19 protein-coding genes are annotated in these 20,189 nt (G+C 56.1%); 9 read left to right on the plus strand and 10 right to left on the minus strand.

The features are described 5' to 3' along the window. Position 1 precedes the first annotated feature (1 nt). Entirely contained in the window at positions 2 to 784 is a 783-nt protein-coding gene (locus F8R23_RS12905; protein ID WP_151415691.1) for a DeoR/GlpR family DNA-binding transcription regulator, read from the minus strand. 257 nt (positions 785 to 1,041) lie between these two features. Here F8R23_RS12905 and F8R23_RS12910 point away from each other — a divergent pair, with 257 nt between their 5' ends. Continuing rightward, the gene (locus F8R23_RS12910; protein ID WP_129939045.1) at positions 1,042 to 1,659 is read left to right on the plus strand and encodes a hypothetical protein; all 618 of its coding nucleotides are present in this window, start codon (positions 1,042 to 1,044) and stop codon (positions 1,657 to 1,659) included. A gap of 9 nt (positions 1,660 to 1,668) precedes the next feature. On the opposite strand, the gene F8R23_RS12915 is transcribed toward F8R23_RS12910, so the two are convergent. The 3 genes from F8R23_RS12915 to pagP form a co-directional block, all read right to left on the minus strand. After that, positions 1,669 to 1,932, minus strand: a complete 264-nt coding sequence (locus F8R23_RS12915; RefSeq protein ID WP_085115377.1) for a putative hemolysin — start codon at positions 1,930 to 1,932, stop codon at positions 1,669 to 1,671. A gap of 57 nt (positions 1,933 to 1,989) precedes the next feature. Further along, positions 1,990 to 2,475 carry a YjjA family protein gene (locus F8R23_RS12920; protein WP_112347763.1) on the minus strand — a complete coding sequence of 162 codons (486 nt, stop codon included), beginning with the start codon at positions 2,473 to 2,475 and terminating at the stop codon, positions 1,990 to 1,992. Between the two features lie 252 nt (positions 2,476 to 2,727). Then, on the minus strand, positions 2,728 to 3,321 hold the full coding sequence (pagP, locus tag F8R23_RS12925) for a lipid IV(A) palmitoyltransferase PagP (RefSeq protein WP_176979065.1): 594 nt from the start codon (positions 3,319 to 3,321) through the stop codon (positions 2,728 to 2,730). Between the two features lie 805 nt (positions 3,322 to 4,126). Here pagP and F8R23_RS12930 point away from each other — a divergent pair. Next, complete coding sequence (locus F8R23_RS12930; RefSeq protein WP_129936033.1) at positions 4,127 to 5,803, plus strand: alpha-keto acid decarboxylase family protein; 1,677 nt, start codon at positions 4,127 to 4,129, stop codon at positions 5,801 to 5,803. Between the two features lie 26 nt (positions 5,804 to 5,829). Here the strand turns inward: F8R23_RS12930 and F8R23_RS12935 are convergent, their stop codons facing one another. After that, positions 5,830 to 6,738, minus strand: coding sequence for a LysR family transcriptional regulator (locus F8R23_RS12935; RefSeq protein WP_129939047.1), 909 nt, complete (start codon positions 6,736 to 6,738; stop codon positions 5,830 to 5,832). 67 nt (positions 6,739 to 6,805) lie between these two features. Here F8R23_RS12935 and F8R23_RS12940 point away from each other — a divergent pair, with 67 nt between their 5' ends. Both F8R23_RS12940 and F8R23_RS12945 read left to right on the plus strand, forming a co-directional pair. Further along, positions 6,806 to 7,663 (plus strand): alpha/beta fold hydrolase, encoded by an 858-nt coding sequence (locus tag F8R23_RS12940; RefSeq protein WP_129936035.1) that lies wholly within the window; start codon positions 6,806 to 6,808, stop codon positions 7,661 to 7,663. Positions 7,664 to 7,678: 15 nt separating this feature from the next. Next, the gene (locus F8R23_RS12945) at positions 7,679 to 8,287 is read left to right on the plus strand and encodes a glutathione S-transferase (RefSeq protein ID WP_129936121.1); all 609 of its coding nucleotides are present in this window, start codon (positions 7,679 to 7,681) and stop codon (positions 8,285 to 8,287) included. Here F8R23_RS12945 and F8R23_RS12950 read toward each other — a convergent pair. After that, positions 8,284 to 9,399 (minus strand): DUF1615 domain-containing protein, encoded by a 1,116-nt coding sequence (locus F8R23_RS12950; protein WP_129939048.1) that lies wholly within the window; start codon positions 9,397 to 9,399, stop codon positions 8,284 to 8,286. The two genes, F8R23_RS12945 and F8R23_RS12950, sit on opposite strands and share 4 nt — an antisense overlap. Positions 9,400 to 9,531: 132 nt before the next feature. On the opposite strand from F8R23_RS12950, the gene F8R23_RS12955 reads away from it, so the two are divergent. From F8R23_RS12955 to F8R23_RS12970, 4 genes are all read left to right on the plus strand, one after another. Then, positions 9,532 to 10,002 carry a GNAT family N-acetyltransferase gene (locus F8R23_RS12955; RefSeq protein ID WP_112347770.1) on the plus strand — a complete coding sequence of 157 codons (471 nt, stop codon included), beginning with the start codon at positions 9,532 to 9,534 and terminating at the stop codon, positions 10,000 to 10,002. 122 nt (positions 10,003 to 10,124) lie between these two features. Beyond that, positions 10,125 to 10,985: an SAM-dependent methyltransferase TehB gene (gene tehB / locus F8R23_RS12960; protein ID WP_129939049.1), complete on the plus strand. Its 861-nt coding sequence runs from the start codon at positions 10,125 to 10,127 to the stop codon at positions 10,983 to 10,985. Positions 10,986 to 11,139: 154 nt separating this feature from the next. After that, on the plus strand, positions 11,140 to 11,778 hold the full coding sequence (leuE, locus tag F8R23_RS12965; protein ID WP_085115370.1) for a leucine efflux protein LeuE: 639 nt from the start codon (positions 11,140 to 11,142) through the stop codon (positions 11,776 to 11,778). A gap of 281 nt (positions 11,779 to 12,059) precedes the next feature. Then, a complete protein-coding gene (locus F8R23_RS12970; RefSeq protein WP_129936038.1) occupies positions 12,060 to 13,559 on the plus strand; it encodes an aldehyde dehydrogenase family protein in 1,500 nt (499 codons plus the stop codon). Positions 13,560 to 13,595: 36 nt separating this feature from the next. On the opposite strand, the gene feaR is transcribed toward F8R23_RS12970, so the two are convergent. Both feaR and F8R23_RS12980 read right to left on the minus strand, forming a co-directional pair. Next, positions 13,596 to 14,504 carry a transcriptional regulator FeaR gene (gene feaR, locus F8R23_RS12975; protein WP_129936039.1) on the minus strand — a complete coding sequence of 303 codons (909 nt, stop codon included), beginning with the start codon at positions 14,502 to 14,504 and terminating at the stop codon, positions 13,596 to 13,598. Positions 14,505 to 14,678: 174 nt separating this feature from the next. Beyond that, complete coding sequence (locus F8R23_RS12980) at positions 14,679 to 15,317, minus strand: DsbA family protein (protein ID WP_129936040.1); 639 nt, start codon at positions 15,315 to 15,317, stop codon at positions 14,679 to 14,681. Positions 15,318 to 15,541: 224 nt separating this feature from the next. Between F8R23_RS12980 and F8R23_RS12985 the strand changes: the two genes are divergently transcribed. After that, the gene (locus tag F8R23_RS12985) at positions 15,542 to 15,790 is read left to right on the plus strand and encodes a hypothetical protein (RefSeq protein WP_129936041.1); all 249 of its coding nucleotides are present in this window, start codon (positions 15,542 to 15,544) and stop codon (positions 15,788 to 15,790) included. 109 nt (positions 15,791 to 15,899) lie between these two features. On the opposite strand, the gene F8R23_RS12990 is transcribed toward F8R23_RS12985, so the two are convergent. Next, the gene (locus F8R23_RS12990) at positions 15,900 to 17,132 is read right to left on the minus strand and encodes a YncE family protein (RefSeq protein ID WP_129939050.1); all 1,233 of its coding nucleotides are present in this window, start codon (positions 17,130 to 17,132) and stop codon (positions 15,900 to 15,902) included. Between the two features lie 46 nt (positions 17,133 to 17,178). After that, positions 17,179 to 20,103, minus strand: a complete 2,925-nt coding sequence (locus F8R23_RS12995) for a condensation domain-containing protein (protein ID WP_151415692.1) — start codon at positions 20,101 to 20,103, stop codon at positions 17,179 to 17,181. Positions 20,104 to 20,189: the final 86 nt, after the last annotated feature.

The raw sequence follows: 20,189 nt of genomic DNA on the forward strand, positions 1-20,189 counted from the left end.
TTCACTCTCCAATTGATGAGTCGCTGTACAGCACCTTGCCACCGCTGTGGGTCACCTGCTGTTCGAGCTGCGGATGTCGGCCAGGCGGCGTCACCAAATAATCAACGCGGTTGGTGGGCAGGAAGCTGTAGGGGGCGTAGGTATTCAATTTGTCGCCGGTACAGAGCACCGCTACGTTACCGGAACGCGTCAACAGGCGTTTCTTGAACTGGGCATCCTGATAATTCAACGCAGAGAAACCGCTGGCCGGGTCGTAAGCGCAGATGCCGGTGAAAGCGATATCGAAATGAAAACCGTCAATTTCCTGCACCGCTTTGGCATCGACACAGCCGCCGATGCCGGCATCCAGCTCACCGCCAATTAAAATAGTGCGGATCCCCGGCCGTTCCAGCATTTTAGCGGCGATGCTCAGCGCGTTAGTGACCACCGTCAGCCGCTGGTCGGCGGGCAACAGATCGGCCAGATAAAGATGGGTGCTGCCGGCATCGAGGAAAATCACCTGCCCATCCTCGATTAGCGCCAGTGCGGCCAGCGCCAATGCCTGTTTCTCATCACCGCTCAAATGCAATCGATCCCCGATCGGCCCGGTTGCCGGTGTGGGGGCCAACGCTCCGCCATAGATGCGTTTACACAGGTTTAGTGCCGCCAGTTGGCGCAGATCGCGTCGAATGGTCGCTTCGGTGGTATTCAGACGCTCCGCCATTTCAACCGCCAGCACTCGCCCCTGCTGTTGCAGCGTGGTGAGGATCGCCTCATGACGTTGGTTGGGTAACAGTTTGGACATTTTGCCTCTCGCTGGCGAACAAGTGATCATAAATGTACACAAACGTGCATAAACGTACAAATAATTCGAGAGCAGGGCTAGGCTGGTGAGTTTGTGGTTGCCGTCGTTGTGGGCATTTACTGCTAACGTTGCTGGAACAAGGGATCGGGTAAACACGGGAATTTCATGAGACGCTCACCTCTTGGCGAACGATTTGGCTATACTGAGGCAGGCAACGTTACCGCAGAACGTAACAGCTTGGGCGCTAAGGGAAAAAGATGCTGTCAAAAATAGTGAAGTGGCTGTTTCAATTGCCGGGCAGGCTGTTTGGCGGGATTTTCAGGAGTCGCCTGACGATTTTTATCTTCTTTATGCTGATTGCCGTTGGGGTGTTCAGCACCAAGCGCTATCTGCGTGCCCATCAAAATGACGATGAGTTTATCTCGGTCACCCCCACGGATTACAACCGGGCCATCCAGCGCGAAATGCCGCTGCGCGAGGCTCGCGAACAGTGCGGAGGTCCGCTGCATGACAATGCCGGACAACCCTGGCCCGCGTCGGCCGGTTACCTGCATCAACCAGAGCACAAAAACAGCGGTCGCTTGCAGCAACTGACGCTGGACAATCAAAACAACGATTTTCCGGTGCTGGTCAAACTGGAAACGCCCGGCCAGCCACAACAACTGGCTGAAGTGTTTATTCCCGCTGCCGGCAGTTTCAATATCAAAACCAATCCGGCCGGCGAGTACATCATGAAGATCAGAAACATCAAAAGCGGCTGTAACTTCCGCTCCAGGCCCTTCACCCTCAGCAGCCATCTGGACTGGCGGCTGCCGCTCAATACGCAAACGGACGGCAGCGTGCGGCTCCAGCCGATCAGCGATCGTGAGTTTTAACCCGAGCGCTTATTTCTTCACCGGGTGGTCACGACGGAACAGTTCCCAGCTTTCAATTTCCTGGCCATTAGGCAAGGTGCAGGTGGAATACTGGCCGTTGGCATTTTGTTTGGCATTCAATTTACCGCCGATCTCGGTGCAATAAACGTCTGCCGGGTTGGCCATGCCGATCGGTTTCATCTGCGGTGGAGGTGGCGCATCGTTGGATTTCATGGTGCAGCCCTGTAGCATCGCCATCCCTGCAAGCAGGGAGACCATCAGAATTTTTTTCATTTTTTCAGCTTATACAAATTAAAAACGGCGGTGCATAAGCAACCGCCGTTTACGTTATCAGGAAATGAAGGACGCGCCCTGCTTCAGGACCAGATCACAGGCTTTTTGCTTCACTTTTTCGGTGATTTGCGAAGTGCCCAGGCTGTTCAAATCCAGGCTCTTGCCTTCGCCGGTTTGCAGCAGACCACCCAGCCCTTGCTGGTAGTCCTGGCTCTTGGCGTTCTCAGTGCTGCTGATGCCCAACTTGTTCAACAGTTTGTCTTGCACGCCTTCAACGCCATTGGCCGACAGTACGTTGTTTTTCACACAGTACTGCAGGATACCGGCGGCATTGGTCATGCTGCTGGAGCTCAGCGCTTTATCGCCACCGTTCAGCAAGCCGGTCAGCGAGGACAGTGAAGTGCCACCCGTACTGTCGCCTGACTTGCTCAGCTCACCGGCTGCGCTGCTCAGGGAATCCATCAATCCGGCAGCCTGAGCCGCCCCACAGGTCATAGCGGTGGTCAATGTCAGCGCCAACAGTAAACGATGCTTGGTGTTCATGGGGTAAAACTCCTGTTTATCTCGCCATCCCTGCCTGTTTCCCCTGGCTCTGCGGCGGGAGAAATCAGGTGGGCATATCGTGTGCAATAAGCGCAATGCGCTGGGTCACCTCTTCGGACGCCACCACCCGCGACAAGTTCCTTTTATCTGACAATGCAGCGATTTTTTCAGAATTCAGGTGGTTTTCTGGCGGGGAAACGCACGACAGGGAGAGTTGGGGGGGGGGGGGTAGATCGAACGACCCGCCGGTGATCAGAACTGCCAACGGAACCAGCCAAAGAACACGTTACCGTTATTGTAGGTACCGGGAATATAGGTGGCCTGAAAGGTCAGTTGTTTGTAGCCGATAGAGGCCAGAGGCAACGGCGCCGGGATAGGAATGTAATTCCAGTTATCGCGCGCGGTAATACTGGCGGTAAAGCCCAGACCCAAACGGAAATCCTTGTCCTCCAGCGGCCGCCAGATCTTCTCATAAGCGTAACCGCCGATCGGTTCCCACTTATTGAACGAATCTTTGAATACCATCAGATAGAGACCATGCCAGTCACCGTCGCTGTCGTAGCGCGAGATGCCATAACCACCGCCCCAGGGGCGCTCGTTGTAGGAGTCGATTTTTTCCTGGCTGTAGGTAAGACGGTTGTGCCAGGTAATCGCCGGCACATAGAGATCTTTATTCGGTGAGTTGTTCCAGGTTTCCGCCACGTTATGGGTGAAACGCTGCCACAGACCCGGTTTTTCAGCCTGCACGGCATTGCTATTTTCGGCACCAACCTCAGCGTAAGAAGGTAGTGCAGGAAATAGCAGCGCCACTGTGCAAGCCAAAATGGTCCGTTTAAAAAGCATTATCAAACTCCTGTAAAAAATAAGGCCGGGGATTCTTACCTATCACCTAATCAAGATCAAGCTGTATCTTATTTATCCAGCCAGTTTTTCCTTACTCGTTGTCACTTGGTTAAGTTTAGCTGCGGTCAGGCAGGCGGAAAGGCGGTTTGCGGCGCACAGGCTACCCTTCCCTCAGTGCAGCGTCTGTCAGAAAACTCCGCAATCGTGCCGTCAGCGCAGAGGGCGCTAGCGGTTAGCTGGCATGCGGTAAAACTTCTTTTCTTCGCCAGGTGTAGCGGAATCTTTACTGTTGCCCGGCAAGCTAATGTAACGGCGATCACGTTTTTAATCGGGACTGAAAAGCCGTTTTACCGGCGCTCCTGCCACGCTAAGGGTTCTGTCGCCTGGCACTGCTGTAAATATGCAGTTACATCACTGCCGTAGAGGTCGGTGCCATCAAAAACGGGCAGATGACCGGTAGCCATTTAATCTGCGGGCAAAAGTACCGGGCACTCACTCAGCACGCTATGAACTGGCGACACAAGCCAGATTTTACATCTCTATTACATTCAATGAAAAATACCACCGCCGATAACCCCACCTTTAATACCGATTAGTCACAACGTAAACCCGGGAATACAAATCCCCCGCCCCCGAGACAGTCGCCTCAACTTGAACAAGCAGATAGTTTAAATAATTGTTAAAGCTAACCAGCGCCCCCTGACTGTAAGGGTTCAGCGTTATTTTAAGGTTCTCTACACAACATCGTCGGCAATTAACTTGCTGTTCTCTGCCTGATAAAAGAAAGATAAAAAATCCGGAGAATTACATGAAAATCACTATTGGAGCTTTCATCCTGCAGCAGCTCCGCACCCTGAACATCGATCGTATTTACGGCGTACCCGGCGACTATAATTTGGCGCTGCTGGAATTGATTGAACAGGAGGACAACCTTGAGTTCATCGGCAACTGCAATGAACTGAATGCATCCTATGCGGCCGATGGCTATGCACGGCTAAAAGGTGCCGGGGCGCTGATCACCACCTACGGCGTCGGCGATCTGGCCGCGCTGTCCGGTATTGCCGGTGCCTACGCCGAATCGGCTCCAGTGGTCTGCCTGTCCGGCACCCCGCCGCTGCACGCAATGAAAAACCATCTGCTGCTGCACCACACGCTGGCAGACGGTAACTTTGATAACGTGATGAACTGCTTTAAACAATTCACCGTCGCCCAGGCATTAATTACACCGGAAAATGCGGCGGTGGAAATTCCCCGGGTTATTTCCCGAGCCTGGACGGAAAAGAAACCGGTTTATTTGCAATTACCTTCGGATATTTGCGATGTGGAAATTGAAATTACTCAGGTGATAACCCCGCCACAATTGCCGGCCAGCGACAAATATAATGTTCAACTGGCGGCGATGGCATTGCTGGCGCGGATCAAACAGGCGAAAAAACCGATTATTCTGGTCGACCAAATGGTGGATCGCTTCCAGCTACAGCAGTTAGTGATCGACGTGGCGCATAAATTCGCTATCCCACTCACCAACATGCCGACGGCCAAATGCATTATTTCGGAAACCACACCGGGTTGGATAGGCGGTTACAGCGGCGATCTGTCGCGCCCCGAACTGTATGAACACATGGCGCATGCCGACTGCGTGCTGAGCTTTGGGGTACGGCTGGTGGACTCCACCACCGGTTATTTCTCGCATCGCATCCCGTCCGACGCGCAAATTGATATTCAACCGTTTTCAGTGAAGCTGGGTGACACTTCTTACCCGGCAGTGGCAACGGCAGACCTGTTGCAGGCACTGCTGGCGCTGGGCGAAGGCGTGGCAAATTATCATCCGGCTCCATTGCCGGAAGCGCGCCATCGGCTGGCGACGCCGAGTGAAACCCCGATCGACCAGGCCTATTTATGGCAGCGCCTGCAACGCTTTATTCGGGCCGATGATGTCCTGGTGGTAGAGAATGGCACTTCGGGCGCGGCGATTGGCGGCATGCGGATGCCGGACGGCGTCCAGGTGGTCAATCAGCCGATCTGGGGCTCGATCGGTTATACCTTACCGGCGCTGTTGGGCACCATGATGGCCGCACCGGATCGCCGACATCTGCTGTTTATCGGCGATGGCTCCTTCCAACTGACCGCGCAGGAAGTTTCCACCCTGCTGCGTTACGATCAGAAGCCGATTATCTTCCTGATTAATAACGACGGTTACACCATCGAGCGCTACATTCTCGGGGAGAACTCGTCATACAACGACATTGGGCCGTGGGACTACGCCAAACTGCCGGCGGTGCTCAACACCCAGGCGACGCCGTTCAGCGTGGCGGTAGAAACCACTCAACAGTTGGAAATTGCGCTGGAGCATGCCTCGCGGCAGGATCGGCTGGCCTTTATCGAAGTGAAGGTACCGATGATGGACACCCCGCCGGTGATGAAGGAGTTCTGCAATCGCTGTAATCACTTTAACTTCGGCCTGACCAACCCGCGTCGCGCTTAACCCCATCAGCATCCATCCGCCGTTGCTCAGGGAACGGCGGCTGGCCCCAGAGCCTGCACCACCTGCTGTTGCAAGGTTTGCAGTAGTGGGTGGTGCCGCTTGGCCCCCAGACGTAACGCATGCGCCACGCTCGGTAAGGGCAGCATACGCTCGAAGCGGGTCTCGATCTGCACCCGTCGATCAATAGACTGCTGATTGAGCAGGCCAATGCCCATCCCGGCAGCAATGGCCGCCAACATCCCCGCCACCGACGGACATTCCACCGACACCTGGCAGGCAATACCCGCGGCGCTCAGCCGCTCTTCCGCCAGGCGGCGGTAAAAACAGTCCGGCCCATAGCTAACCAGCTTCACCCTGTCTCCTGACTGATAGCGCCACCCCGGTGGCACACACCAGTGAATGCGCTCCGTTGCCAGCACCACATCTTCTGCGCTCAGCGCATCGCAAAACTGTTGATGCAGCACCAGATCCAGCGTCCCTTGATCCAGTGCGTTACGCAGCACCTGGCTTTGCTCGATTACCAACTGCACATCCACCTGCGGGTGTTGGTGGGTGAATGCCGCCAGCAAGGCCGCCAACTGCGGTAAAGACATCTGCTCCGTGGCGCCAAAACGCACCCTGCCCTGCAATAACGAGGGGGCGAAATGCGCCAATGCCCGATCGTGAGCCTGCAAAATCTGCCGCCCATGCGACAACAGGGCCTCGCCATCCGCTGTGGCGGTCAACGTCATGCCCTGACGATCGACCAGTCTGCGCCCCAACTGCTCTTCCAGACGTTTGATTTTCCAACTCACCGCCGACTGGCTGAGATTGAGCTGTTGTGCCGCACGCGTCATGCTACCGGTATCGATAACGCTCAATAGCGCTCGCAATGCATCAATGGATAAACGCTGATTCATAAGCAGACCATGACAAAAGTTGGATTTAATCACCATAACTTGTCATTAGCGTCATGGAAAGACGGTAGGTATGGTTTGTCTACAACACGACAATCAGTGAGTCATCATGAACGACTTAACCTCTCTGCTTAATCAGCAAGTTATCATTCAGGGTCACCGTATTGCCACCGGCATCCAGGGCGCAGGTGAACCGCTGGTGTTGGTACACGGCACCCCTGCCCACTCGATCATCTGGCGAGATTTGTTACCCAGCCTGACGGCAGCGGGCTTCAGGGTTTATATCTACGATTTACTGGGCTACGGTGCATCAGAACGCCCGTTGTCGGCAGACACCTCAATTGCAGCACAGGCGGAATTCCTGATCGGCCTGCTGGACCACTGGCAACTGGATTCCGCCCACGTGTTTGGTCACGATATTGGGGGCGCATTGTCACTGCGTGCAGCGTTCGAGCACTCCCGACGCTTTCGCTCGCTGACCATCGCGGATATTTGCAGTTACGACTCCTGGCCTTCTCCGACCTGGCGCGGCATCCGTGATAGCTATCGCCAGTACGCGGTCATGGACGCGTCACAGCACGAGCAAACGCTGGCTCGCCAACTGAAAATGGCGGTGTTCAACAAGTCGCGGATGTCCGGAGAGCTATTGCAGCACTATCTGGCGCCGATCGTCGGTGTGGTCGGCCAACCGGCATTTTATCAACATCAAATCGCCCATTACGACGCCCGCTATACTGAAGACTTCGCCCAGCGCCTGCCAGAGCTCCGCCTGCCGGTGCAAATCCTCTGGGGTGAGGACGATGAATGGCAGCCGGTAAGTTACGCCTACCGTTTGCAGGGCGATATTCCCGGAGCCAGGCTGCAGGTGATCCCACAGGCAGGACATTTTTTAATGGAAGACGCGCCGGAAACGGTAGCCCAACGGCTGGTGACGTTTATTCATTCACTTAAATCGGTCGAATAGACCCAGGAGAACATGATGCAACTGATTGGCATGCTGGATTCACCCTATGTGCGCCGGGTGGCAATTTGTCTGAAATTATTGGAGATCGAGTTTGAGCATCACGCCATTTCGGTGTTCCGCGGTTTTGAACAATTCAAAGCCATTAATCCGGTGGTGAAAGCCCCAACGCTGGTGCTGGCCGACGATCAAATCCTGATGGACTCTTCGTTGATCCTGGAGTATGCCGCCGGCATCGCCCCCACCGGCAAGGCTCTGCTGCCGACTCAGGGCGCTGCACGACTCTATGCTCTGCAACTGACTGGGCTGGCGCTGGCCGCCTGCGAAAAGACGGTGCAGATCGTTTATGAGCAGCAGTTACGGCCGCAGGAGAAACAGCATCAACCCTGGTTGGATCGCGTTCAGGGCCAACTGCTGGCAGCCTACGCCGAACTGGAGAAACAGTTGCTGCGAGCCCCCGCAACACCTCAGGTTACGGGCAGCGCTGAGGTCAGCTTGGCGGTGGCCTGGAGCTTCACTCAACTCATGCTACCCGCGCTGATTAGCGCCGATCACCACCCGACGCTGGCGGCATTTGCCGCCCAGGCCGAGCGGCATCCTGCGTTTATCAATACTCCACAGGTTTAACCCGCCGAGGCGCGCGTCATACAACGTTGGCGTCGCTCGTCCACCCGCTTGGCAAACCAGGCGGTGGTCAGCTTACGGGTAATTTTCGGGCTTTCCAGTTGAATGCCCGGCAGCATTTCCCGTGGCAGTTTCTTGCCGGTGGTTTTCTCCGCCAGAGCATAGACTCGCTCATACAGGTCGGTGTCGGCAAACTCCAGCAAATCACCCTTTTCCAACGCCCGGCGAATCGACGAGTTGCTCATATCCAGGCGCTTGCCGAGGGTACGCACGGCCAGTTCGGTAGTGCCCGGCTTGTCGGTGCCGTAGTTAATCAAATCGCCGTCCAGTGCCAGCGGAATACCCGTCGTCCGGCTGACTGCACTTTGGAAAGCCGCGTTGCGGCTGGCGTACCAACCGGCATTGAAGTCGGCAAAGCGGTAAATTGGTTGGCTGTAGTTGGCCGGATACCCCAGCAGGTGAGCGATACCGAAATACATGCCACCACGGCGGCTGAACACTTCGCGGCGGATTGAGCCGTCAATCGGGTACGGATAACCTTTGGCATGGGCTTCGGCGAAGGCAATACTCACCTGCATTGGCCCAGCGGTATGCACCGGATTCAGGCTGCCAAACAGCTTCTGCCCCATCGGCACCGAATCGATCATGTCATCAAAAATATCGCTCAGGTCTTTCTCTGTGCGCACCTTATCCAACCGTTCGCTGTAGCTCTTGCCATTCGACGATTTTATCAGCAAGGCGGTGTGCACCAGGAAATTGGGAATATGCAGTTGGTCGGCGCGGCGGTCGATCTCTTTCCAGGCGATTTTTGGCAGCCCCGGCACCGGCGGGTTGGCCTGGAAGGTCGACTCCTGCTCGGTGACAGCCAGCACCGAACACAGGTTTTGGTCGCTGGGTTCAATACCCTGCGCGGCAAAGGCGGCAGTGATATCGGTGGCCCAGCCCTGGCGATCGGCGGTATTGGCCGGCATTAACCGCACCAACTGGGCTTTGACGTCTGCCGGACGTTGCACCGGCGCCGTAGGCGTTTTAGTGGTACAGCCAGCCAGCACCAGCAGCGCGAGCAGACTCAACGGACGTAAGGTCATCGGGTTGATAAAACGGCGAATTAGCATCTTTTCCCTGATCGTTTTAGCTTAAACTGCACTGACGTTAGCCCAGTCGCAGACCCTGATCCAGTTTAAATATGCCGTTTCGGTCGTTAGTACCGGGCCATGAAAGGAAAATAACCGTCAAGGAACAACCCAATGATTGAACTCAGAGACATGAGCCAGCAGGAATTCGAGCGTTACTGCACTCACGCAATCGAAGAATATGCCAGTGATCTGCAGCGTTCTCTGCTGCTGAGCCAGGAACAGGCGCTGGTGGAAGCCGCAGCCACCTATAACGACTCGTTGCCCCAGGGGTTGGCGACGCCCAACCACAGGTTGGTTTGTGCCCGGCTGGTGGGAGCAGAAGAGAATATTGCCATCGTCTGGTACAACATCAAACAACGCACCTACGGTAAGCAGCTATTTGTTTATGATTTTGAAGTCGATGCCGCCTGGCGTGGCAAGGGCTACGGTGAGAAAATCCTCAGCGCGGTGTTGGACGCAGGACGGGCTGCCGGTGCACAATATGCCGAGTTGGCGGTCTTCGACGACAATCCGACGGCGGCCAGACTATATACCCGGCTCGGCTTCAGGGCGGTCAATACCCGAATGCACCGTAAGCTCTAAATCACGCCTTTCATGCTACTGGGCATTTTCAATGGCCCCATAAACATGTATTTTATATGCAACATATAAAATCATTCTGTTCGCCCGCCACATGCGGCAACGCAGAACCCAAGGAGTGATACATGAACGAACTGCTTTGTTATAAAACCCTGCCAGAATGGAACAGCACCACGCTGCCGGAGAGTTTCCAGCAAAAGCACAACACCCAAAGCGGCACCTGGGCCAAACTCAGGCTACTGAGCGGGACATTGACCTTCGCACTGATGAACGAACAGGGCGAGACTACCGAAACCTGGCAGTTCAGCCCCGAGAGCCAACCGCCGTTTATCGAGCCGCAGCAATGGCACCGCATCGTTTCATTCTCCGATGATATGACCTGCCAACTGGCTTTCTATTGTTCGCCGGAAGATTACTACCACAAGAAATACCAACTGACGCGTACCCACTCCGAAGTGATCGAAGCCGTGCAGCGTATCGCGCCCGGCAAAACACTGGATCTGGGCTGCGGCGGCGGGCGCAATTCGCTTTATCTCAACCTGAAAGGCTTTGACGTCACGGCATGGGACAAACACGGCCCATCGATTGATAATCTCAACGGCATCATCGATAGCGAAGGTTTGTCGCACCTTCGCGCCAGCGTGCAAGACCTCAACACCCACAGCTTCAGCGGCGAATACGACTTTATCCTTTCTACCGTGGTGTTGATGTTCCTCAACCCGGCGCAGATCCCCTCGCTGGTGAAAAACATGCAGGACAGTACCGTCAACGGCGGTTACAACCTGATTGTCGCGGCGATGGATACACCGGATTATCCTTGTAGCCTGCCTTTCCCGTTCACCTTTAAACAGGGTGAGCTGAAAGAGTATTACGCCGGTTGGGAAGTGCTTAAGTACAACGAAGAGGTTGGCCAACTGCACAAGACCGACGCCGCCGGTAACCGCATTTCACTGCGTTTCGCTACGCTGCTGGCACGCAAGCCATAACCCCTTTTTGACCCGTGTGTAACGAGCGGCGAAATACGGCAAACAACATGAAGTTTATTACGTTGCCAACCCGCCTCCGCGGCGTTAGGATCGCGCCCGGCTACGGGTGTAGCCAGTGTTATTGGCTGTCAGTTCCGCGCATGGAGAGGTTATTGTGTTAGAGAGTTTTGGCGTCCTGAATCTTTGGACCTATCTGGCCGGGGTGATTTTTATCATCATCCTGCCGGGCCCGAATACGTTGTACGTGCTGAAAACCGGCGTGACACGCGGTGTGCGAGCTGGCTATACCGCCGCACTGGGCGTGTTTATCGGTGATGCAATTCTGATTTTCTGCGCCTATATCGGCGTGGCTTCGCTGATCCGCACCACGCCGTTCCTGTTTACCCTGGTGCGTTTTCTCGGCGCGATTTACCTGCTGTTTCTGGGTGCAAAAATTCTCTATGCCACCTTTATCCAGAAAAACGCGGCGCAGCATCAACAGATTGAAGGCAGCCACAGTATTCTGCGCAAATCGCTGACGCTCAGCCTGACCAACCCGAAAGCGATCCTGTTCTATGTATCATTCTTCGTACAGTTTATCGACTTCGACTATGCCCACACCGGCCTGTCGTTCACCATTCTGGCGTTGATCCTCGAGTCGGTCAGTTTTCTCTATATGACCACGCTGATCTTCTCCGGCGCGATGCTGGCGCACTTCTTCAACCACAAGAAAGGCCTGGCAAAACTGGGCAATGGTCTGATTGGTCTGCTGTTCCTCGGCTTCGCCACCCGTCTGGCGACCCTCAGTTCCTGATCCGGTTCCCTAACGGCTGACCCGTTCAGCCGTTAGCTTTTCCTCCATAATGTCACGCAGGGCAAACCGATTGTCAGGCAGACAAAAGTCGATCCTCTCCACCTGCTGTAAGCTTTTAAGGTTAACGATTTACCCAAAATAATTGGAGCTGCATCAAGGCGGCTAGCGAGTGAATCCCGATGAGCTTACACAAGTAAGTAATTCGCGTGAGTGAGTGAAACCAACACAGATGTAGCTTCAATAATTAAGGGTACGACCTTTTTTGTCTGACAGGAGGGCGTATGCCTGACAATACCCTAGCAGTGATGGACAGCGTTTCGCGTTTTCTCGATCGTCATCATGGGCTGTATATCGACGGCCAATGGTGCGAAGCCAGCACCGAAGGCCGGTTGGCGGTGTATAACCCCGCCGACGGACAGCAAATATCCTCCACCGCCGATGCCAACGCACAGGACGTCGCGCATGCCGTGCAATCGGCCCATCAGGCTTTTACCTCCGGGATCTGGGCACAGCGTTTACCCGCCGAGCGCGAACGCATTTTACTGCGCTATGCCGATCTGGTTGAGCAACACACCGAAGAACTGGCCCAGTTGGAAACGCTGGAACAGGGCAAGTCGATCAATATCGCCCGCATGTTCGAAGTCGGCTGTACGCTGAACTGGATGCGCTACACTGCCGGGCTGACCACCAAGATCACCGGCCAAACGCTGGACGTGTCGATCCCGATGCCGCCGGGTGCCAAATATCAGGTATATACCCGCAAAGAACCGATTGGCGTAGTGGCCGGTATTGTGCCGTGGAACTTCCCGCTGATGATCGCCATGTGGAAAGTGATGCCGGCGCTGGCGGCGGGTTGCTCTATCGTCATCAAACCTTCGGAAACCACCCCTCTCACCGTGCTGCGCATGGCCGAACTGGCCACCGAGGCCGGTATTCCGCCGGGCGTATTCAACGTGGTAACCGGCAAAGGCGCCGGCTGCGGCAAGGCACTGACCGAACACCCGCTGGTCGCCAAAGTGAGCTTTACCGGCTCCACGCCGGTCGGCAAAGGTATCGCACGCGCAGCGGCAGATCGTCTGACCCGCGTTACGCTGGAACTGGGCGGAAAAAACCCGGCCATCGTGCTGAAAGACGCCGATCCCCAACAGGTCATCGAAGGCCTGATGGCAGGCAGCTTCCTCAATCAGGGCCAGGTGTGCGCCGCCAGTTCGCGGATTTATATTGAAGCACCGATCTACGACACCCTGGTGGCCGGGTTCGAGCAGGCGGTGAAATCCCTGACCGTCGGGCCGGGCATGGATGCCAATGCCCAGATCAACCCGTTGGTATCCAGCGATCACCGTAATAAAGTGGCAGCCTATCTGGACGATGCCAGATCCAAGCATGCGGAGCTGATCAGCGGCGCGAGCGGGCCGGATTCGCAGGGGTTTTATATTCCGCCGACACTGGTAATTAACCCAGACGATAAGCTGAACCTGACGCGCGAAGAAGTGTTTGGTCCGGTGGTGAATCTGATTCGGGTGGCGGACGCCGAAGAAGCGCTGCGCAAAGCCAACGACACCGACTACGGTCTGACCGCCAGTCTGTGGACCACCAGTCTGCAGGCAGCAATGGCGTATACGCCACGCATTCAGGCCGGTACGGTCTGGGTCAATACCCATACGTTGATTGACGCCAACATGCCTTTCGGCGGCTTTAAACAATCGGGCAGTGGCCGCGACTTCGGCCCGGACTGGCTGGATGCTTATACCGAATCCAAATCGGTGTGCATTCGTTACTAAAGAGCGCCTTCATCATCAATAGCGCCGCAGAAGGCGCTATTGATACTGCTTGCGGTATTCGCTCGGCGAAACGCCAAAACGGCTTTTGAAGGCGGTGGAAAAGTGGCTGTGATCGGCAAAACCCCAGTCATAACCGATAGTGGCCAGTTTCTGCCGCTCCGGCGCGCTGCGTAACGCCTGTGCGCACAAATCCAGGCGGCGGTGCTTGATATATTGCGCCACCACCAGCCCCTGACGAGCAAACATCCGATACAGACTGCGCACCGAAACGCCAAGCTCATCGGCGATCCACTCCGGCCGTAACTGCGGCGACTGAATATGCGTATCGATAAACGCCAGCGTACGGCTGAAGCTGCGTGGAGGACTGTCTTCCCCCACCACACGATCGACCAGCGCCGGACGCAACAGCGTCGCAACCGCGTTCAGGATCGCCTCACTCTCTGGAGCACTCATCTGTGAATCTTGCATACACCCCAGCACCAGTTGCCGGCTAAGGCGCACCACGCTGCTTTGCGCATCAAGCCGCCGCACGCACTGTACATCGGACGCAGACTGCTCAAGATAGCTGCGCGGCATCAGCAATGAAATTTGGCGGGAGTCTTGTTGAAAGGTAAAGCTGCTGGTGCGCGAAGCGTCGATTAGCGTGACGTCACCGGCGGACAACACCGCCTGCCGATCGCCCTGCTCCATCAATGAGCTGCCACGTAGCTGAAATACCGTGAAAAAGTGCGAACCGTCGCTACGGACAATCTCCTGTTGGGTACGATACAACCGGGTCTGAGCGGCATCCACCACGCTCAGGCGTAGCGCGTGGGCACGGAATTCCTGCATAGCACCGCTAAAGCCAGGCCCCAATGTCCTGGCGCAAAAGCGGCCGCAGGCGGAGTTGATTTTCGCCAACCACTCCTCGAAACCGGCCTCCCTGACCTGTGCGGAAATTGCCATGCTTTACCTCTTCCAACATCAGCGTTGAACAGAAAATCAACATAACAACCCGATAACATACAAGCAATGCCGGAGCCGGGATTTGGCACTGGGATCACAGATTGCGCCTTACTCCACGCAACATGAAAAACCCGGCCGCAGCCGGGTAGGTAAAACAAGAGTAAGGGGAAAATCTTAAGGCTGGGTGGTCAGCAGATAGCGGACCACGGCGGCGTACTCTTTGGCGTAGCCGTCAACGCTTTGGCTCGCCATACCGGCATTGTCGATCTTGTACTTGCCGGAAACATAAAACGATGGCGTGGCGCGCACGTCCAGCGCTTTGACCGCTTCATTCTGTTTGGCAATCATGCCCTTCACCAGCAGGCTGTGGCGCGCATTTTCATAGGTGGCCGCATCGACACCGGCAGCGGCAAACACCCGCTGAATATCCTGTTCACTGTTGATGGCACGCTTCTTTTGCAACTCGTCGAACAGCATGCCTTCGATTTTGTCCTCAATGCCCATCACCATCGCCACCGACCAGGCCTCGGTCAGCTCATTCCCCAGTTTACCCATCAGGCCAACGTGGTATTTGGTCAGTTTGGTGCCCTCAGGCAATGCCTGGCTGACGGTGCTACCCACATGGTAAGTCTCGGCAAACTGATAGCACGGGCCGCAATAGAAAGAGAAAAACTCCACCACCGCAGGGGCAGAGGCCACCGGCTTATCCAGGCGGGTATATTGTTCACCCGCGCGGTAATCCGCCGCCGCAGCGACAGCAGGAAGCAATAACGCCAGTAACGCACCGGCAAGCAGTCGATTCACTTTAGCCAACTTAAATACTCCAATTCAGATGAGAACATTGTCCCTAACGCCGTTGTTTATAATCAAATTATCGGTTCAAGGCCAGGCTTTATTACCTTGTATCTATGTGGAATTGACCCATATCAAAGGTGTCGGGCTGAGAGTCGGTGGTGCTCTCCAACTCAGGGACTATGCTTAAAGGAAGGCGTTGACCGGTGCGTAGCGGCACCAGGAAATCCGATACCGAGGTTAAAATGACATCGATTAATAAGAACATTGGCGAATACGACTTCACCGCGCAAAAGAGAGCCGACATGATCACCGGCACCATCAGCGGTGAATTCCCGGACAGCGATGCCAGCCTTCCCCTGCTGCCATTCTCCGGGACCTTTGCCGCCCCTTCCGTGGCAGAAGCCATCACAGAGATTAAACGTAAGTTCCCCCATATAGAGCCGGCCATTATCGATGTATTACGCGATGAAATGCTCAGGGCGGGATATTAACCCGCCCTTTTAAAACAACAGAATAAGCAAACGCCAGAGAGCCGCTCCGCTAATCACTATTAGTAAGGGAATACGCTGCGTCAGCGTTCACTGACGCAGCAGGGTAAAACTAGTTTTTTGGCAGTTGAATGCGCACGACGCTTTCCGGTTTACCGGCCTTGGTGCTGGCACCGTCATTTTTCACCGTCACGAACAGCACGTTGTTGCGGGTGTCCAGCGCCAGGCTGTTAGGGTGCGGTGGCAGTTCTACCCTTTGCTGGCGTTTGAGAGTCTTCGAATCGAACACCGTCAAGGTACCTGCTCCGTGATCGACACGGATCCCTTTACGGTTAGCGACGTAAACCCGCTGGTTACGATCGTCCAGCAGCAGACCGATCGGCACTTCGTCGGTTAATTCGCTGGCCAACACCTTGCCGCTGTCCGCATCCAGTGCAAACACCCGATGGCCACTGCTGCGCTTCGCGTAGTCATGCCCCAAATGAGTGTTACGGTAGTTATCGCGATCGATGCCCTGATCTACGCCTAACAAGCGGTTGTTCTTGCCGTCATACACCAGGTTCAGCAATTGATCCGCCTGGATCTCCTGAGTGGAGGCGATCGCCAACGTATCGGCATTCAGGGTGATCAGTTGCCCCTGCATGTTGGAGACGAAGACCCGCCGCCCTTTTTCATCGATAGTGATCCCCACCGCGTTGTAACCGAAACCGGGGATGGTTTTCTCCAGTTTTTTGGTTTTGGTGTCCACCACAAACAGCACGCTGTCGACCCCGAACCCCAGTCCCGGCAAGAACAGGCGGCCGGTCTGCGCATCATATTTTGCCTCACGGATGCGGTATTGATAATCCTCGGTGATCTTGAAGCGCTTCAGCTCCTCGAGCAGGAACTCCAGCCGCTTGCCGCTGATGCCGGCATCTTTGTAGGTCTTTGCCAGCATCGATTTTTCGGTCACGGGAATGCTGTCCAGAGCAAGGTTGGTAGTGGTATCCACCACGCCGACAGTGCCATTGAAGCCCTGCGTCAGATAGAGTCGATGACCGGCATCATCCAGCGCCACGCCAAAGCCTTTTACCTGCAGAGGGATTTCCGCCTGCACCGCCAGCGTGGCCGGATCCAGACGCAGCACGCGAGATTTCGCCTCTTCCTTCCAGTCCGGTGCGCTAACAAACAGCGACTGCTGGCTTGGGCTATAGGCCATCTCCACCACCGCCGACGACAACGGCTGACGCTTGATATCCTCTGGCTTAATCCCGCTATCACGGGCCTGTGCCGCCCCCGCTACCACCAACGACGTGGCGATCAACAGTGACAATAAAGCGCGAGGTGTTCCTGGTGTTCCAGACATCCGTTTATCTCCATGAAAGTAATAAAGTCAGTTAGGGTGAACAACGTCATTGCTGTGGTGCCGGTGGCAGAGCCGCAAGTTGCATCTCCCCACTTGCCTGCTGAGAAAAATGCGAAAACACGTGCTCAATGGTGCCGGCGATCAGCCCCGCCTGTTGCGCGGTATAGTGATCGGTACGGTAGGTCATCATCACGCGCAGGGATTTCACGCCATCGAGATTTTCTTCCATCACTTCAAACTGCAGGCCGAGCAAGGATTCGGTTTTCTCCGGCTCCACCTGACGGTAGGCTACCGTGCTGCCGTCCTGCAGGGTAAATGCGCCGTTCAGCTTGATGCGGCTGTGGATCTGAATAAACACTTCGAACATGTGGTTCTTGCGATCGGCATCTACACCAAACAACCCTTCCTCCACCAGATCGATGGGAATATCGGTGTAGGGCATCGAACCGTTAATGGTGTTTTTAACCTGGTCGATCAGCCCCGCCACCGTAAGCTGTTCACCAAAGCGCACCCGGTGCACCACCACGGTAGTAAAGTAGCCGATGGTGTCGAAGAACTCGGCGTCGTTACGGCCTGAGGTAGAGGTGCCCACCAGCAGATCCGCCGGACCACCCAGCAGCCGCAGCGCCGTGGTAATACCGGCGTAGACTACGTTGAACAGTGAGGCGTTGTTCTTTCTGGCCTGCGCATACAGCCCATCGGCCACCGCCGGGTCGATGTCGAACTCCAGCCAGCCGCCGTTGACGTCGGCCTCTGCCGGTACCGCAGGGTGGTGCGAGGGTTCCTGCTGGAACAATGGCTGGCCGACCGGCGCATCGCGCAGGTTATCAAGCCAGTAATCCAGGTGTTGCTGGACGACGCCGCCCGCCTGCTGCTGTCGGGCAAAGGTATGAAACTGCGGTACTTCACTGTTCCACTGCGCTGGCTGCCCCGCCATGCGGTCACGGTAAGCCATGCCCAGTTCGTCCATCATCAGGTTCAGCGACCACTCGTCGATCACCACATGATGGAACAACAGCGAAAGCAATTGCTGACCGGTTGCCGCATCACGCAGGAAGGTGGCGCGCAACGGCAATTCGGCAGTCAGGTCAAAGCGGTGATCCCCCGCCCTGGCCAGCAACTCGCTGGCCTTACCGGCCGGTGTGTCATCGGAGAAAGAGAACCAGGCGTAATCCAGCAGCTCAGCGACCGGCACCACCTGTTGATACACCTCCCCCTGACGTTGAATAAACAGCGAGCGTAATACGCTATGGCGCGTCATCACGTCGATAAACGCCTGACGCAGCGCCGTTTCGTCTACTGGATCGAGGAAGCTGATGGCAAAGGGCAGGTTGAAGATCTCGTCGTGACCAAACGCCTCGTAAACTTTCCACAGGGAATGCTGCGCCAGAGATAACGGTGCTTGGACGGCTTCGCCCTGGGATTGCGTGGCGAGTTCCTGCGCGACCGGTAGCGCCACCGCATGACGTTTGGCGTAAGCCGACAATCCTCGGGCGGTGGCGTGACTGAACAGATCGTTAATATTGAGTTCGATGCGGTGCAGGCTGAGCAAACGACCGATGACGCGGGTGGCCACCAGCGAGTGTCCGCCACGGTCGAAGAAATCTTCATCGGCGGTCATCTCCGGTGCGACCAGCGCATCGCGGAATTCCGCCAGGATCAGTTGGGCGATCTCTGCATTTTCTTCCTGCGTATCTTCGACGGCCAAAATGCACTCGGCCAGGGTGGACGGTGGTTCTGCAGCGGCAAGCAGCGCCGTGGTTATCATCCCTCCGGCGAGGAAAGCGACAAACTGCTCCAGCAGGAAAGGGGCTGCATGTGGGGTTAAGCGGGGATCGGCCACCAGTTCCAACACCACCGAATCCGGATCCGGCAGGCTCAACGCCAGCACCAATTCAAAAGGGGTGTGCAGCGGCGGCAGTAATAGCCGTTCGGCACTGACACCGTCAAGTTGCAGCGCCACCGACGGGTCCGCCAGCCAGGTCACCAGCAGTTGGGCCCACTGAGGATTGGCCGCTTCTGCCGTTTGCTGTGCCAGCAGTCGGCTTTCCGCCGCAGGATCCGTAGGCTGCAGGGTCAGACGTTTCAATCGTGCCATGCTCATCCAGGCATCCAGACCACTCGCCTGCTGCGCGTCGTCCTGCGGCACACTCAATTGCACCGGCAGCCCGCCGGATTGAGCTGAGATAAAGCGACCAAAGCGCACGGCAATCGCCGCCAGCAGCGTCGCCGGGTTGTCTGCGACCGGCAAGACTTTGCGCGCTACGCGGGTCGCTATACGCACCCCGGCCTGTGCCAGAAGCGCATCCTGGGGTACGGATGTCTGGTAATCCCGCAGAGCCGTCGCCTGACGTGGCCACGGCAGTACCAAATCTGCCGTTTCCGGCTGCGGGGCCACCGCAGGGGTCGTGGCAAAGCTCTGCGTCGGCTCAATTCCGTTATACAGCGCCGACAGCGTGGTCAATAATTGCCGACAGGAGAGCGTTGGGGCCAAAATATCGTGTGCCACCACGCCCAGTACCGTACCAACACCGGTGAATAATAGAAAACGCATCGGCGCTTCACACGCCAGTTCGAGAGGCGTGGCCTGCACCTGCAACACACGGCTAACCGCCTGTCGTTCATCTGTCACTGCCTGAATGCTCACCGGGTTTAGCGTCGCGTTACCGCGCAACTTGCATAAGCCCTGCTCGTCATCAAAGTCATAACGCACGTCCAGCTCTGGCATTAGCCGCGTCAGGGCTTCAAGCGCACTGACCAACCGGCCGATATCCGGCTCACCGCCTAATCGCCAAGCCATTGCCTGCTGGCTGCCACCATCACCCCGCTGCTGGTGCATAAACCACGCCAGCTCTTCCGCTTCGCTTAATGGCTGAGAGGCCTCTGCCGCCCGCGCGCCCAGCTTCTCAAACGCCAGATCCAGACGCTGGGCCTCGTCATCGCTAAGAATATTGTCAAAATAACCGCTCACTGCTCTATCTCCTTGTGCCCGGCCACGCCGGAACATCGGGGAACGCTGATGATAAGAAGGGGCGTCGATACGCCCCTTGTGCAGAC

This window comes from Serratia proteamaculans, assembly GCF_008830365.1.
Taxonomy (GTDB): domain Bacteria; phylum Pseudomonadota; class Gammaproteobacteria; order Enterobacterales; family Enterobacteriaceae; genus Serratia; species Serratia proteamaculans.

Excerpts from the sequence above, each read along its gene's own strand:
- F8R23_RS12920 (WP_112347763.1), bottom strand. The coding sequence starts at position 2,475 with ATGAACACCAAGCATCGTTTACTGTTGGCGCTGACATTGACCACCGCT.
- feaR (WP_129936039.1), bottom strand. The coding sequence starts at position 14,504 with ATGGCAATTTCCGCACAGGTCAGGGAGGCCGGTTTCGAGGAGTGGTTG.
- F8R23_RS12930 (WP_129936033.1), top strand. The coding sequence starts at position 4,127 with ATGAAAATCACTATTGGAGCTTTCATCCTGCAGCAGCTCCGCACCCTG.
- F8R23_RS12945 (WP_129936121.1), top strand. The coding sequence starts at position 7,679 with ATGCAACTGATTGGCATGCTGGATTCACCCTATGTGCGCCGGGTGGCA.
- F8R23_RS12955 (WP_112347770.1), top strand. The coding sequence starts at position 9,532 with ATGATTGAACTCAGAGACATGAGCCAGCAGGAATTCGAGCGTTACTGC.
- F8R23_RS12915 (WP_085115377.1), bottom strand. The coding sequence starts at position 1,932 with ATGAAAAAAATTCTGATGGTCTCCCTGCTTGCAGGGATGGCGATGCTA.
- F8R23_RS12910 (WP_129939045.1), top strand. The coding sequence starts at position 1,042 with ATGCTGTCAAAAATAGTGAAGTGGCTGTTTCAATTGCCGGGCAGGCTG.
- F8R23_RS12935 (WP_129939047.1), bottom strand. The coding sequence starts at position 6,738 with ATGGTGATTAAATCCAACTTTTGTCATGGTCTGCTTATGAATCAGCGT.
- tehB (WP_129939049.1), top strand. The coding sequence starts at position 10,125 with ATGAACGAACTGCTTTGTTATAAAACCCTGCCAGAATGGAACAGCACC.
- F8R23_RS12985 (WP_129936041.1), top strand. The coding sequence starts at position 15,542 with ATGACATCGATTAATAAGAACATTGGCGAATACGACTTCACCGCGCAA.
- F8R23_RS12950 (WP_129939048.1), bottom strand. The coding sequence starts at position 9,399 with ATGCTAATTCGCCGTTTTATCAACCCGATGACCTTACGTCCGTTGAGT.
- F8R23_RS12970 (WP_129936038.1), top strand. The coding sequence starts at position 12,060 with ATGCCTGACAATACCCTAGCAGTGATGGACAGCGTTTCGCGTTTTCTC.
- F8R23_RS12990 (WP_129939050.1), bottom strand. The coding sequence starts at position 17,132 with ATGTCTGGAACACCAGGAACACCTCGCGCTTTATTGTCACTGTTGATC.
- F8R23_RS12905 (WP_151415691.1), bottom strand. The coding sequence starts at position 784 with ATGTCCAAACTGTTACCCAACCAACGTCATGAGGCGATCCTCACCACG.